General features: G+C 71.5%; 16 protein-coding genes and 1 tRNA gene. 12 read left to right on the forward strand and 5 right to left on the reverse strand.

What is annotated here, in order from left to right:
- Positions 1-50: 50 nt before the first annotated feature.
- From ACR3ZA_RS12010 to ACR3ZA_RS12020, 3 genes are all read right to left on the reverse strand, one after another.
- Positions 51-608 carry an AAA family ATPase gene (locus tag ACR3ZA_RS12010; protein WP_473662176.1) on the reverse strand — a complete coding sequence of 186 codons (558 nt, stop codon included), beginning with the start codon at positions 606-608 and terminating at the stop codon, positions 51-53.
- Positions 609-673: 65 nt separating this feature from the next.
- On the reverse strand, positions 674-1,471 hold the full coding sequence (locus ACR3ZA_RS12015; protein WP_473662177.1) for a VTT domain-containing protein: 798 nt from the start codon (positions 1,469-1,471) through the stop codon (positions 674-676).
- 153 nt (positions 1,472-1,624) lie between these two features.
- Positions 1,625-1,709, reverse strand: a tRNA-Leu gene (locus tag ACR3ZA_RS12020).
- A 357-nt stretch (positions 1,710-2,066) separates the two neighbouring features.
- Here ACR3ZA_RS12020 and ACR3ZA_RS12025 point away from each other — a divergent pair.
- Genes ACR3ZA_RS12025 through ACR3ZA_RS12045 form a run of 5 tightly spaced genes read left to right on the forward strand, consistent with a single transcriptional unit; the run spans position 2,067 to position 7,078 of the window.
- On the forward strand, positions 2,067-3,338 hold the full coding sequence (locus ACR3ZA_RS12025; protein ID WP_473662178.1) for an ATPase, T2SS/T4P/T4SS family: 1,272 nt from the start codon (positions 2,067-2,069) through the stop codon (positions 3,336-3,338).
- The gene (locus tag ACR3ZA_RS12030) at positions 3,335-4,201 is read left to right on the forward strand and encodes a type II secretion system F family protein (RefSeq protein WP_473662179.1); all 867 of its coding nucleotides are present in this window, start codon (positions 3,335-3,337) and stop codon (positions 4,199-4,201) included. Before ACR3ZA_RS12025 ends, ACR3ZA_RS12030 begins: the two co-directional genes overlap by 4 nt.
- Positions 4,198-5,136 carry a type II secretion system F family protein gene (locus ACR3ZA_RS12035; RefSeq protein WP_473662180.1) on the forward strand — a complete coding sequence of 313 codons (939 nt, stop codon included), beginning with the start codon at positions 4,198-4,200 and terminating at the stop codon, positions 5,134-5,136. Before ACR3ZA_RS12030 ends, ACR3ZA_RS12035 begins: the two co-directional genes overlap by 4 nt.
- 47 nt (positions 5,137-5,183) lie before the next feature.
- Positions 5,184-5,756, forward strand: coding sequence for a 3'-5' exoribonuclease domain-containing protein (locus ACR3ZA_RS12040; RefSeq protein WP_473662181.1), 573 nt, complete (start codon positions 5,184-5,186; stop codon positions 5,754-5,756).
- A 2-nt stretch (positions 5,757-5,758) separates the two neighbouring features.
- Entirely contained in the window at positions 5,759-7,078 is a 1,320-nt protein-coding gene (locus ACR3ZA_RS12045) for a hypothetical protein (protein ID WP_473662182.1), read from the forward strand.
- A 6-nt stretch (positions 7,079-7,084) separates the two neighbouring features.
- Here ACR3ZA_RS12045 and ACR3ZA_RS12050 read toward each other — a convergent pair whose 3' ends face one another.
- The gene (locus ACR3ZA_RS12050) at positions 7,085-7,588 is read right to left on the reverse strand and encodes an SRPBCC domain-containing protein (RefSeq protein ID WP_473662183.1); all 504 of its coding nucleotides are present in this window, start codon (positions 7,586-7,588) and stop codon (positions 7,085-7,087) included.
- A gap of 109 nt (positions 7,589-7,697) precedes the next feature.
- On the opposite strand from ACR3ZA_RS12050, the gene ACR3ZA_RS12055 reads away from it, so the two are divergent.
- From ACR3ZA_RS12055 to ACR3ZA_RS12080, 6 genes are all read left to right on the forward strand, one after another.
- Positions 7,698-8,270, forward strand: coding sequence for a hypothetical protein (locus tag ACR3ZA_RS12055; protein ID WP_473662184.1), 573 nt, complete (start codon positions 7,698-7,700; stop codon positions 8,268-8,270).
- Between the two features lie 228 nt (positions 8,271-8,498).
- A complete protein-coding gene (locus ACR3ZA_RS12060) occupies positions 8,499-9,044 on the forward strand; it encodes a GNAT family N-acetyltransferase (RefSeq protein ID WP_473662185.1) in 546 nt (181 codons plus the stop codon).
- A gap of 68 nt (positions 9,045-9,112) precedes the next feature.
- A complete protein-coding gene (locus ACR3ZA_RS12065) occupies positions 9,113-9,286 on the forward strand; it encodes a hypothetical protein (RefSeq protein ID WP_473555601.1) in 174 nt (57 codons plus the stop codon).
- A gap of 23 nt (positions 9,287-9,309) precedes the next feature.
- The gene (locus tag ACR3ZA_RS12070; protein WP_473662186.1) at positions 9,310-9,705 is read left to right on the forward strand and encodes a TadE/TadG family type IV pilus assembly protein; all 396 of its coding nucleotides are present in this window, start codon (positions 9,310-9,312) and stop codon (positions 9,703-9,705) included.
- The gene (locus ACR3ZA_RS12075; RefSeq protein WP_473662187.1) at positions 9,680-10,156 is read left to right on the forward strand and encodes a hypothetical protein; all 477 of its coding nucleotides are present in this window, start codon (positions 9,680-9,682) and stop codon (positions 10,154-10,156) included. The genes ACR3ZA_RS12070 and ACR3ZA_RS12075 overlap by 26 nt, the downstream gene beginning before the upstream one ends.
- On the forward strand, positions 10,153-10,599 hold the full coding sequence (locus tag ACR3ZA_RS12080) for a pilus assembly protein TadG-related protein (RefSeq protein WP_473662188.1): 447 nt from the start codon (positions 10,153-10,155) through the stop codon (positions 10,597-10,599). The genes ACR3ZA_RS12075 and ACR3ZA_RS12080 overlap by 4 nt, the downstream gene beginning before the upstream one ends.
- Here the strand turns inward: ACR3ZA_RS12080 and ACR3ZA_RS12085 are convergent.
- On the reverse strand, positions 10,568-11,824 hold the full coding sequence (locus tag ACR3ZA_RS12085) for an MFS transporter (protein ID WP_473662189.1): 1,257 nt from the start codon (positions 11,822-11,824) through the stop codon (positions 10,568-10,570). The genes ACR3ZA_RS12080 and ACR3ZA_RS12085 overlap by 32 nt on opposite strands.
- A gap of 42 nt (positions 11,825-11,866) precedes the next feature.
- On the opposite strand from ACR3ZA_RS12085, the gene prfB reads away from it, so the two are divergent.
- The gene (gene prfB, locus ACR3ZA_RS12090; protein WP_473662190.1) at positions 11,867-12,976 is read left to right on the forward strand and encodes a peptide chain release factor 2; all 1,110 of its coding nucleotides are present in this window, start codon (positions 11,867-11,869) and stop codon (positions 12,974-12,976) included.
- The last annotated feature ends 3 nt before the right edge of the window (positions 12,977-12,979 follow it).

Below are 12,979 nucleotides of genomic sequence, written 5' to 3' on the forward strand. Positions count from 1 at the left end.
GTGCGCGACCAGCTGCCTCGGCCAGCTTCAGAGCCGATGCCGCCCCGAGATCACGGAGTAGACGAGGTCTCGATCCCTGCCGCCGCTTCGAGCTGCGCGAGCCGCGCCGCGGGACTCCCGGTGACCTCCACCACCCGGGCGGCCCCCGTCAGATCGGGGTCGTCGGCGAGCTCGAGCAGTGCGTCGTTCATGGCGGTGCGCAGTTCGACGTCCTCCTCCTCGGGTGCCTCGATCCGGTCGCTCGCGGTCAACGGCAGCAGCACGAACAGGTCGACATGCTGCATCGCCTCGACGGTGGGGGCAACGCCGCGGCGGAACAGCTCACCCGAGCGGGTGGGGCGCCCCAGCGCATCCAGGGCCTCGAGGTAGGCGAGGAAGTCGAGCGGTCCGCGCTCCGCGATCACGTGCGCCCCCGGCGGCACATCGGCCAGCCGGGCGGCCGCCAGCTGCAGCTGCGCCAACATGAGGCCCGCATCCGCATCGGCGGGGGCGTCGTCGAGCAACTCGTACGGGTCCGGGAACACCTCGAACTCGGGGTGGCGGCTCGCGAAATCCGCGACCAGGGTGCTCTTGCCGCTCGCGTGGGTGCCCGAGATCACGATGCGCATGCCGGGACTCTAGGGGATGCACGCGATCGCGCGGCGAAGACCGACCAGCGTTGCGCCGCGGCCGACTAGCGTGGCTCGCCCTCGTCCCACGGGTCGTGCTCGAGCACCGTCTCGGGAACCACGGCCTCGTCATCGGTGAGCGGGGCGATGCCGAGACGCCGCGCCTTGCGCGCCTTCAGCGCACCGCGGATGTAGTGGTACACGGTCGGGATGACCGCGAGCGAGATCGCGCCGAGCAGGATCAGGTCGATGTAGTGCGTGACGAAGTCGGCGATCGGCGGGATGAAGCCGAGCAGGAAGCCGAAGAACGTCAGCCCCGCACCCCAGATGAGCGCGCCGACGGCGTTGTAGAGCGAGTACTTGCGGTAGTTCATGTGACCGACGCCGGCGGCGACCGGCGCGAAGGTGCGCACGATCGGCACGAAGCGGGCGAGCACGATCGCCAGCGCCCCGAAGCGCTCGAAGAAGTGGTTGGTGCGCACCACGTTCTCCCGGCTGAACAGCCCCGACTCCTTGCGCTCGAAGATGCGCGGGCCGGCCTTGTGTCCGATCAGATAGCCGACCTCGCCGCCCAGAAACGCCGCCACCGCGATACTGAGGCACACCAGCCAGATCGGGATGAGGATCCCGGCCTCTGAGGCGGTCATCGTGCCGGTGAAGGTGAGCAGGCCGGTGATGACCAGCAGGGTGTCGCCCGGCAGGATGAAGCCGACCAGCAGCCCCGTCTCGCTGAACACGATCAGGCACACCACCAGCAGCGCCCACGGGCCTGCGGTCTGGATGATCGCCACCGGATCAAGCCACGGAATCAGCGCCGTGGGCACGGCAACCGAGGCGAGAGCGGCGAGCGAACTGGCGGTCATTGCGGAGAGGCTCCTGTCGTCGGCGGGCCGTCGTGGCCGGTCGGCGGTCGTGTTGTACGTAGCGTAGTGGCCGTGGCCGAGTGAAACGTGAGCGAATTCCGACGTCCATGTCGGGGCCCGCCCGGGGGTTTCGGGTGCTGCATCTGATGCGGGTGGTGCGGAAGGTGGGACTTGAACCCACACGCCTTGCGGCACAGGAACCTAAATCCTGCGCGTCTGCCAATTTCGCCACTCCCGCGCGGTGTTCAGTCTAGATCCGCGCCCGCGCCCGCCCGGCCGACCCCTCTGCGAGCGGTGCGAAACTGCGGGTGTTGCGCTCCGGGATCGCGCTTTTGGCACCGCTCGCGGGGTGGTGGGTGTGCGAGTGCGCGTGCAGCTTGCGGGGTGTGCGCGCATCCGCTCGGCCGTCGCCCGCTCAGACGCACGCATTCCCTCGTGCGCCCGGCACCCCGCCCCCTCGCGAGCGGTGCGAAACTGCGGGTGTTACGCCCCGGGATCGTACTTTTGGCACCGCTCGCGGGGTAGTGGGGTGCGCGAGTGCGCGTGCAGCTCGCGGGGTGCGCGGGGCGCCCGCGAGACACCCGGGTGTGGATGGATGCGGGCGCGAGTCCGCGCATCCGTCCAGAATCGCGGCGTGGAATCCGCGATCGCGTCGATCACCGAACGCGTGCGTCTGCGGGTGCGGGGCGACGGGCTCGACCTGACCGCCGAGCAGGGCCTCGCGCTGCGGCTCGCGCGCGAGGAGGTGCAGCGCTACAGCGAGCGGGCGCTCGGCGGCTCGGTGCCGCTGCTGCCCGACGAGGTGGCGGCGGTGCGCGAGGTGGTCGCCTCGCTCGTCGGCTTCGGTCCGCTGCAGCCGCTGCTCGACGACGACTCGATCGAAGAGATCTGGATCAACTCGCCGCACGACGTGTTCGTCGCCCGTGACGGCGTGAGCGAGCGCATCGCCCTGACGCTCACCGAGTCGGAGGTGCGCGACCTGGTCGAGCGGATGCTGCAGTCCACCGGGCGCCGTGTCGACCTCTCCTCGCCGTTCGTCGATGCCTCGCTGCCCGACGGGTCGCGCCTCCACGTCGTGATCCCCGACATCACGCGGTCGCACTGGGCAGTCAACATCCGCAAATTCCGGGCCGGGATGCGCGGGCTCGAAGACCTGGTGCGGCTCGACTCGCTGCCCGCCGAGGCGGCGGGATTCCTGCACCTCGCGGTGCGCAGCGGCCTGAACGTGATCGTTTCGGGCGGCACGCAGGCGGGCAAGACGACGTTGCTCTGCGCGCTGCTGGGCTCGACACGGCCGGAGGAGCGAATCGTCACCGCGGAGGAGACGTTCGAGCTCTCGCTGTCGGCCGCCGACTGGGTCGCGCTGCAGTGCCGCCAGCCGAGCCTCGAGGGCACCGGCGAGGTGTCGCTGCGGCGACTGGTGAAGGAGGCGCTGCGGATGCGCCCCGACCGTCTGGTGGTCGGCGAGGTGCGCGAGGCCGAGAGCCTCGACCTGCTGGTGGCGCTGAACGCGGGCATCCCGGGCATGTGCTCGATCCACGCGAACGGTGCGCGCGAGGCGCTCGTGAAGCTGTCGACGCTGCCGCTGCTTGCGGGTCGCAACATCGACGCGGGCTTCGTGGTGCCGACGGTCGCCTCCTGCGTCGACCTGATCGTGCACGCCGAACTGCACCGAGGCCGCCGTCGGGTCGCCGAGATCCTCGCCCCGACGGGACGCGTCACGGCGGACGGCGAGATCGAGGCGGTGACGTTGTTCGAAAGCAGCCGTGACGGTCTGCGCGCCACCGGCGAGGTGCCGCCGCGGATGATCAAGTTCGAGCGCGCGGGCGCCGACCCGATCCCGATTCTGCGCGGAGCCGCCGCGTGACCTCCTGGCTTCTGGGACTGCTGTTCGGGGCTGGCGTCGTGCTGGTGGCCTCGCCGTGGCTGTGGCCGCGCGAGGCGCGCGCCGCCGCTACGGGCACACGCTGGAGCGCCGCGATCGCGCAGCGGCTCGCGCAGGCGGGCCTGGCGCGGGTGCGCCCCGAGCTGTTCCTGGCGACGAGCGCGCTGCTCGGCGTTGCGGCGGCGGCGATTGCGGCGGGGCTGTCGGGCATCCCGGCTCTGGGGCTCGCGGCGGGCGCCGCCGTGGCGAGTGTTCCGTGGCTGGTCGTGGCGTCGCGGGCGAGGCACCGACGCCGGCTGGCGCGCGCCGCCTGGCCCGACCTCATCGACCACCTGGTCGCCGGCATGCGGTCGGGCCTGTCGCTGGCGGAGAGCGTCGGATCGCTGGCGAACCAGGGCATCCCGGAGTTCCGCGAGGCGTTCGCCGCCTTCGACCGCGAACTGCGTGCGCGGGGCACGCTCGGACCGGCGCTTGACGAGCTGAAAGCGCGGCTGGCCGATCCGGTCGCCGACCGGGTGGTCGAGACGCTGCGCCTGGCTCGTGAAGTCGGTGGCACCGAACTGCCGGGGCTGCTGCGCGGTCTCGCCTCGGCGCTGCGCCGCGAGCAGGCCGCCCGCGCCGAGGCGGAGGCGCGCCAGTCGTGGGTCGTGTCGGCCGCGCGGCTGGGGGTCGCGGCCCCGTGGATCGTGCTGTTCGTGCTGGCGAGCCGGCCGGAGGCGGTCGCCGTGTACGCGAGCCCCGGCGGCACGGCGCTGCTGCTCATCGGGTTCGTCGTGACGATCGTCGCCTACCGGCTGATGGTGGCGCTGGGGCGCCTGCCCGAAGAGCGGCGGTGGTTCGCGTGACGCCGACCGTGCTGCTGGCGGTGCCGCTCGGCATCGCCTTCGGGGTGGGCGTCTGGACGCTGCTCGCCCTGGTGCCGCAGTTCGGGGCGCCGCGGCTCTCCCGGCGGCTCGCCCCGTATCTGGTGGATGTCTCTCCGCACGCCCGCGAGCTCGTCGCCGAGCGGGCGGGCGAGCCGACGAGCGTGCTGCTCGAGCTCATCGAGCCGGGGCTCGCGCGGCTGCGGCGGGCGCTCGCCAGCCTGCTCGGCGGCGACGAGTCGATCGAGCGTCGCGCGCGCCAGGCCGGTGTGCCGATCGCGGTGGAGCGCTTCCGCTCGCGTCAGCTGCTCGCCGCCCTCGGCGGGCTCGCGGTCGGGGTGCTGATCGTCGCCGTCTGGTCGCGCACCAACTCTGTTCCGGGGGTCGCCTCGGTCGCGCTCGTGCTGGTGTGCGGAACGCTGGGGCTGTTCGCCCCCGAGCAGCTCTTGGTGCGGGCGGCGCGCCGCCGCCAGGCGCGCATCGCCGACGAACTGCCGACCGTGCTCGAGTTCCTCAGCCTCGCCCTGTCGGCGGGGGAGAACGTGGTGGATGCGCTGCGCCGCGTCGCGCGCACCGGCCACGGCGAGCTGGCCCGCGAGTTCGCCCGGGTCGTCGCCGACATCCACGCGGGCGCGGCGGTGCCGGATGCGCTCACCCGCTGCGCCGACGCGATCGATCTGCCCGCGTTCACCCGCACCACCGATCAGCTGGTCGGCGCGCTCGGCCGCGGAACGCCGCTCGCCGAGGTGCTGCGCGCGCAGGCCGCCGACGTGCGGGTCGAGGCGACGCGCCAGCTCATGGAGTCCGCCGGGCGCAAGGAGGTGGCGATGCTCGTGCCGCTCGTGTTCCTGATCCTCCCGGTGACGATCGCCTTCGCTCTGGCGCCCGCGGTGCTGGTGCTGCAGCTCGGGCTCTGACGCGCGCACACTGTTGTTCGCCCGCACCCGAGCGATAGCCTCGCCGGGTGAGCCAGAGCGAGCCCCGACCCGAAGTGTTCATCTCCATCGACGTCGAGACGGCGGGCAGCGTGCCGAGCCGGTTCGCCCTGTTGTCGATCGGCGCCTGCCTGGCCGAGACGCCGACCACGACGTTCTACGTCGAGCTGAAGCCCGATCGCGAGGAGGTCAACGAGCAGGCGCTGGCAATCAGCGGACTCGACCCCGCATCCCTCGCCGAGACCGGCGTCGACCCGGCGGTCGCGATGCAGCGCTTCGCCGACTGGGTGGCCGATGTGGTGCCCGAGGGGCACGTGCCGGTGTTCACCGCGTTCAATGCCCCCTTTGACTGGATGTTCGTCGATGACTACTTCCAGCGCTATCTCGGTCGCAACCCATTCGGGCACTCCGCTTTCGACATCAAGTCGTACGCGATGGCGGTCGCCGACGGCACCTGGGCCGAGACGAGCATGCGGGTGCTTTCACCGAAGTACTTGACCGGGCGGCCCCTCGCGCACAATGCTCTGAATGACGCCCAAGATCAGGCGGAGCTGTTCCGGGCCCTGCGTGCGGACGCGAAGGCTCGCCCACGACGGGAGTGACGATGCCCCAGGAACCCGAGTTCGATGTCACGCTGATCGTCGAGTCCGCGGTGCGGCTCGGCATCGAGCTCGACGAAGCGGAGACGCAGCGCTGGCTGCAGGCGCTCGCCGACACCGAGGCCGACGAGATCACGGTGGATGCCGAGAGCGGCACCTTCGGACATCGCGTCACCATGCTCGACTTCTCGCCCCGCGACCTGGAGCGCTTCCGGCGCATCGGCGCGATCGTCGAGGTGACGGGGCCGCCGGAGGTCGCCGAGAGCGCGCTGGCGCTGTCGGGCAGCGCGGCGCAGTCGAAGATCCAGTCGTTCCCGGGCGACGCCGACTACTTCCAGCGGCTGAACCTCAAGGCCCCCACCCGCGAGGACGCCTGCATGCTGATGGCGCGCCTGCTGCACGACCACGCGATGAGCCACGCGCGCGGTGCCGGGTATCAGTTCCTGGAGGCGAAGCTCGGCTCGTATCCGGCGAGTGGCACCCACGCCGGCAGGCCCGTCTCGAAGGGCAGCCCGATCTCGTGGACGGCCGAGGAGGTGGAGGCCGGGGCGCTCAAGTTCGAGTCGGACGAGCACGGCTCGACCACGATCCTCTGGGAGCAGGCGGCGCTCGACCCGGGCTGGGTGAAGCTCGACTGGGTGGTCGCCGACCCGGATCGCGGGCAGCTCTCGAACGCCAGCAACGTGATCGACGTCACGTGGGAGGGCCCCGACGGCGAGATCGTGTCGCTCGACGGTTACCTGGATGCCTACTTCCAGGAGGTGTATCTCGACGCCGACGCGGTGCCCACCTTCGCCAAGCTGGCGCGCTTCGTCTCGGACGACGCCCTCGACGACTACGTGGACCGGCTGGAGGGGGAGGTGCGCAAGTACCTCACCAAGAGCCTCAACTACGGCAAGGCCGCCAAGCGGATGTACAACATCTTCCGGCTCTCTGGCCGGCACCTGGATGCCGCGTTCGTGCGCGAGCTCTTCGACGAGCCGGCGACCCTGCTCTACCAGGTGTGGTCGCTCATCTCGACGCTCGACAACGCCACCCAGCCCGGCAGCTCGATCCCGATCGACGCCGTGCGAGCGCAGGCCGACGAGCTGGTGCTGAGCGTGATCGACACGCTGGAGGGCGCCGAGGAGACCGAGATCGTGAAGGCGCTGCTGCAGCTGCGGCGCACCCTCGAGGATCAGGATGCGGGAGAGCGGCGCACCGTCGAGGTGGAGGCAGCCCAGGCGAACGTCGTCAATCAGGTGAACACGTTCTTCCGGGACAAGCTTGAGGCCGTGCCGACGATTCGCGAGTACATGCGCGAAATGCAGGCCGAGAAGAAGTAGCTGCGGTCAGCTTGCGGCGAGCCCGGCGTAGTACGCGCTCATCGCCGGGAAGTAGTGCTCCCAGTCGACGCTGGCCACATCGCCGCCGCCGAGGCTCACGGCGAGCCGGTCGAGGTAGTACTCCCAGCCCGGGCCCACGCTCGCCAGGTCCGAGTCGTCGGCGCGCTGCGCGAACTGCAGCGTGGTCACGCCTTCGTCGTGGTCGAGCGTGACGGCGAGATGCCAGATCTCGTCGCCCACCTCCGTCTCGACGGCGTAATGCTCGGGCGGCGTGCACTCGGTGATCGTGGCGCGCTCGCCCGGCGCCTCCGCGCCCTCCGCCGTCATGAAGAAGGTGACGGACCCGTGGCGCGGGTCGCCCTCGAAACGCCCGATCCAGGCCTCGAGACGGTCGGACTCGGTGAGTGCCGCCCACACCTCGTCGATGTCGTGGCGGATGCGCCGGGTCAGTCTCAGCTCGGGCCCGTGATGGCCGGGCGCGATGATTCCGGTGGGGTTCGGCGTGGTCATGGCCAACTCCTCTCGCGCGACCCGCAACGGTGCGGGTCCGGTTTCGAGCCTACGCTCGCGTCCCGGCAATGGCGCCCCCGTTTCGAAGACCCGCGCGTACGCTGAGCCCATGCCGACGATGGATCGCGCGCGTGCCGCGTCGCTGCTCGGTGTCTCGGTCGATGCGGGCCGCGCCGAGGTGACGGCGGCGTTCGCGCGCCGCGCGCGCACCGCGCATCCGGATGTCGAGGGCGGCGACCCGGAGACGTTCCGCCTGCTGGTCGAGGCGCGTGACCGGATGCTGGAAGGCGGGCCCGCGCCGGACGGCGCGATGCCGCTCCGCGTGGTGGTGCGCGAGAACGCGCCGAGGCCGCACGGGCCGCTGCTGCTCGGCGCGTGGGTCGGCATCCTGCTCGTGGCGGCGTTCCTGTCGGTGTTCCGGGTCGAGCACCCGTGGGCGCCGTGGGAGCCGCTGCTGCGCTGGGGCCTGCTCATCGCCGCCGCATGGGGGTTCGGCGTCACCGGGCGCCGCGCGCTGCTCGTGGCGATGTCGCTCCTGTTCGTCGCCAGCGTCGTGACGACGCTCGTCCTCACGACGTGGGGCGGGCTCGTGGGCCTGCTGCTGGCGATCCCCGCGCTCTACGGCCTCGCGCTCTCCGGCGAGGCGCGCCGCCGGCTCGCCCGCGACGTTAACCGCGGGTAGTCCGGCTCATCCGGGGCTGGCGGGGGCCGGCCCGCCGTGGCTACGCTGATCTCGCTCCACTCCGGAGCATCCACGAACAACGCAGGAGTGCCGTCGACCCTCGGGTTGAAACCCCGGATCGCCTACGCGATCCGGTCGCACCGTCAATCGGTCGCGCCCTCCTGCCTCGCTTCGCCACATTCGGCGATGCTCGAGTGTTCGTGCGCGGCCCCTCTTCAGGAGAACCGCATGAATCACCGCACCAACAGCCCCACCTCGTATCCGCTGGTGACGCTCATCCCGGCGACCGTTGCGCATCTCGAAGCGTTCGCGCGCGACCCGCAGGAGTTCGCGACGCTGATCGGATCCGCGATCCCCGCCGGGTGGCCCGAGTTCCCGGAGTCGATCGAGTTCACGCGCGCCCGGCTGGCCGAACACCCGGAGGAGGCCGCGTGGTGGATGCACTTCTTCGTCGACGCCACCACCGGCGCGCTCGTCGGCTCGGGTGGCTTCGCCGGGCCGCCGCAAGATCGCACCGTCGAGCTCGGCTACGAGATCGCGCCCGAGTTCCGCGGACGCGGCGTCGCGACCGGCGCGGCTGCGGCACTGCGCGACCGCGCGATCGCGACCGGCGAGGTCGACGGGGTGATCGCCCACACTCTGGCCGCGGAGAGCGCCTCGACGGGCGTGCTGCGGCGGCTGGGGTTCGCCCACACCGCCGACGTCCCCGGCGACGACGACGGCGAGACGGTGTGGGAATGGTCCTGGTCGGCGTCGTCGTCGCCGCAAAGCTGAGCTGCCGCCGTCGCTCGCGTTGTGGACAACCCGCAACGCGGGCAACGGCGACGCATCACCCTGGAGGCATGACACGCCTTCACGACCTGTGGATGCGGGCCCGCGACGACCGCGGTGACGTGCCCGGCTGGGTGCTGATCACGCTCATGACCGCGGGGCTCGTGATCGTGATCTGGGGGCTCGCCGGTCCCGCGCTCGCCGAGATCTTCGAGAACGCGATCTCGCGGGTCGCCGGGATCTGATCGGGCGCACCGGTGGCGCGGCGATGACTCTCGCGAGACGTCTCGCCGATGACCGCGGTTCGGCCCCCGCCGAGTTCGCGCTCGTCGGGGCGCTGCTCACGATGCTCACCGTGGCGGTGCTGCAGCTCGGGCTCGCCCTGCACGTGCGCAACAGCGTGCTCGACGCGGCCGCCGAGGGCGCGCGCTACGGCGCGCTCGCCGACCGCGGCCCCGCCCACGCGGCGGAGCGCACCGCCGAGCTGATCACGATCGCGGTCGGTGCCGACTATGCGCGCGAGATCACGGTCGAGACGGGGGAATGGCACGGGCAACCGGCTCTCACCGTGACGGTGCGCGCGACGCTGCCGCTGATCGGGCTGCTGGGGGCCGACCGCGCCTTGGAGGTGACCGGCCATGCGGCGATCGAGAGCCTCGACTGAGCGCTCCCGCGCGCTCGCCGACGAGGCGGGATCGGCATCGATCGAGTTCATCGGTGTGGGCGTGCTGATGCTCGTGCCGATGGTCTACCTCGTGCTGGCGCTCGCGCAGCTGCAGGCCGCCGCGTTCGCGGTCGAGGGCGCCGCGCGGCAGGCCACCCGGGTCTACGTGCAGGCCGAGACGGTCGCCGAGGCGAACGCGGCGGCGGAGCGCGCGATCGAGGTGGCGCTCGCCGACTTCGGGGTCGAAGAGGCGCCCCGGCGGGTCGAGACCTCCTGCCAGCCAGAGCCCCGCGACTGCCTCACCCGGCGCGGGTTCGTCAGCATTCGGGTGACGGTCGACGTGGCGCTGCCGCTCGTGCCGCCGATCTTCACGCTGGGGGTGCCGGCGAGCGTCCCGATGAGCTCGACCGCCACCGAGCAGGTGTCGCGCTTCGCGGGCGGCACCGGATGAGGGCGCGACGCGACTGGCGGGACGACACCGGGTCGACGCTGCCGCTCGTGCTGTTCTACGCGTCCCTCGCGGTCGGGCTCATCCTCGTGGTGGTCGCGGCGAGCTCCCTCTATCTGGAGCGCAAGCAGCTCTTCACCCTCGCCGACGGGGCGGCGCTCGTCGGCGCCGAATCCTTCGACCTTGACGACGTCAGCATCACCGCCGCGGGGGAGCTGCGGCCCACGCTGCGCGCCGAGGAGGTTGCTGCCGCGGTGAGCGACTATCTGGCCCGCATCCCGACACCGTCGCTGGAGGGCCTCCGCGTCGTCGAGGCGACCACGCACGACGGGGCCAGTGCGACCGTGACGCTCGAAGCGATGTGGCGGCCGCCGGTCGTGACCGCGCTGGTGCCCGAAGGCATCCGCATCGAGGTCAGCGCGAGCGCTCGAGCCGTGTTCTACTGACGTAGCGCGGAAGGCTCACCCGCCAGACGACCGCGCCCACGAGACCGACCCCGGCCACCACGGCGGCCGCGACCGGCAGTGAGGCGGCGGCCGTGATTCCGGCGATCACGAGCGGCGCCGCCGCCGACCCCGCATCGTTCGTGAAGCGCCAGGCGCCCAAGAACAGTGCGGGTCGGCGCGGATCGGCGAGGTCGGCCCCGAGCGTCATCAGGATTCCGGAGCTCAGCCCGTTGGCGAGCGCCAGGGCGAGCGCCAGGATGACGAACCAGGTGCCGTTCGCCGGCGAATCGTGTGTGAAGGCGAGAGCGAGATGTGCGAGCGAGAGCCCGGTGAGGCACGGCACGGCGACCCAGAACCGCCCGAACCGGTCCATCAGCCAGCCGCCGCCGTAGAACAGAGCGAAGTCGAGGCCACCCGCGACGCCGATGACGAGCGACGCCGTGGTGCCGTCGAGGCCGATGCTCACCGCCCAGAGCGGCAGGATCACCAGGCGCGACGCGCGCAGCGCCGACATGATCGCGCTGCCCACCCCCACCGTCGCCAGCACGCGGCGCCGCGCCCACAGCGTGCGGAACAATCCGTGCGCCTCGTCGGCGACGAACTGCTCTCCGGTGCTCGGCGCGGTGTTGCGGTGCTGCGCCCCGAACATCGACTCGGGATCGCGCAGCAGCACCAGCACGAGGGCGGCGGTGAGGCATCCGACCGCCAGCACCGCGAACGACACCGCGGGAAGACCGGTGAGCTCGAGCGCGATGGCGGTCAGAAAGGGCCCGACGAACAGTCCGAGCCGGTGCGTGCCGCCGAGAGTCGAGAGCGCGCGGGCCCGGTATCCGACGGGAACGAAGCTGGTCAAGAAGGCGTGCCGGGCGAGGGCGAACACGGCCCCGCCGAGCCCGATCACGAACACCGCGACGGCGAGGACGGCCGGTGTCGGCGCCAGCCACGCGGCCGCGGCGCCGATCATCGCGAGTGCGGCCGCGCCGATCATCGCCGCGCGCTCACCCGTCCGGGCGATGATGACGCCGCTCGGGATGTCGCCGAGCAGCGTGCCGAGCATGAGCATCGCGGCGATCAGGCCCGCGGTCGCCAGATCGGCGCCCAGCTCGCCGGCGACGAGGGGGAGGGCGGGAAGGATGGCTCCCTCGCCCACCGAGAACAGGAACGTCGGCAGCAGGGTGGTCACGAGGACGGCGCGCCAGCGCGGGGCCGGGGTCGAAGTGCTCATCGTGAACGCTAGGTTACGCCCGCCGGTAGGCTGGGGTACGCCATGATCGACCTCGACCTCAGCGACCAGATCGCCGCCCTCCGCTCCACCTTCGCCGACATCACCTCGGTGGTCGACGTCGAACGACTCCAGCGCACCATCGCCGAGCTCAGCGAGCAGGCCGGAGCCCCGGACCTCTGGGACGACACCGAGAAGGCGCAGAAGGTCACCAGCGCGCTGAGCCACCGCCAGTCGGAGCTCGCCCGCATCACCGAGATCCAGAACCGCCTCGACGACCTCGACGTGCTCGTCGAGATGGCGATCGAAGGCGACGACGTCGAGAGCGCCGAGGAAGCCAAAGCCGAGCTCGCCAGCCTGCAGAAGACCCTCGGCGATCTCGAGGTGCAGACCCTGCTCGACGGCGAGTACGACGACCGCGGCGCGGTCGTCACCATCCGCTCCGGCGCGGGCGGCGACGACGCCACCGACTTCGCCGAGATGCTCATGCGCATGTACCTGCGCTGGGCCGAGCGCCACAAGTACCCGGTCAAGGTGCTCGACACCTCCTACGCGGAAGGCGCCGGCATCAAGTCGGCCACCTTCGAGGTGGATGCCCCCTACGCCTTCGGCACGCTGAGCGTCGAGGCGGGCACCCACCGGCTCGCCCGCATCAGCCCGTTCGGCTCCGCCGACAAGCGGCAGACCAGCTTCGCCGCGGTCGAGGTCATTCCGGTGATGGAGGAGGCGCAGGCCGTCGAGATCCCCGAGAACGACATCCGCGTCGACGTGTTCCGCTCCTCCGGCCCCGGCGGGCAGAGCGTCAACACGACCGACTCGGCGGTGCGGATCACCCACATCCCGACCGGCATCGTCGTCTCGATGCAGAACGAGAAGTCGCAGATCCAGAACCGTGCGGTCGCGATGCGCGTGCTGCAGACCCGTCTGCTGCTGCTCAAGCGCGAAGAGGAGGCGGCGAAGAAGAAAGAACTCGCCGGCACCATCACCGCGAGCTGGGGCGACCAGATGCGCTCCTACTTCCTCTACGGTCAGCAGCTCGTGAAGGATCTGCGCACCGGCCACGAGGTCGGCAACCCGGCGACCGTCTTCGATGGCGACCTCGACGGGTTCATCGCGGCGGGCATCCGCTGGCGCAAGCGCGACCAGGAGGACTGACCG

The sequence above is a fragment of the Herbiconiux sp. J20-20 genome (assembly GCF_057365085.1).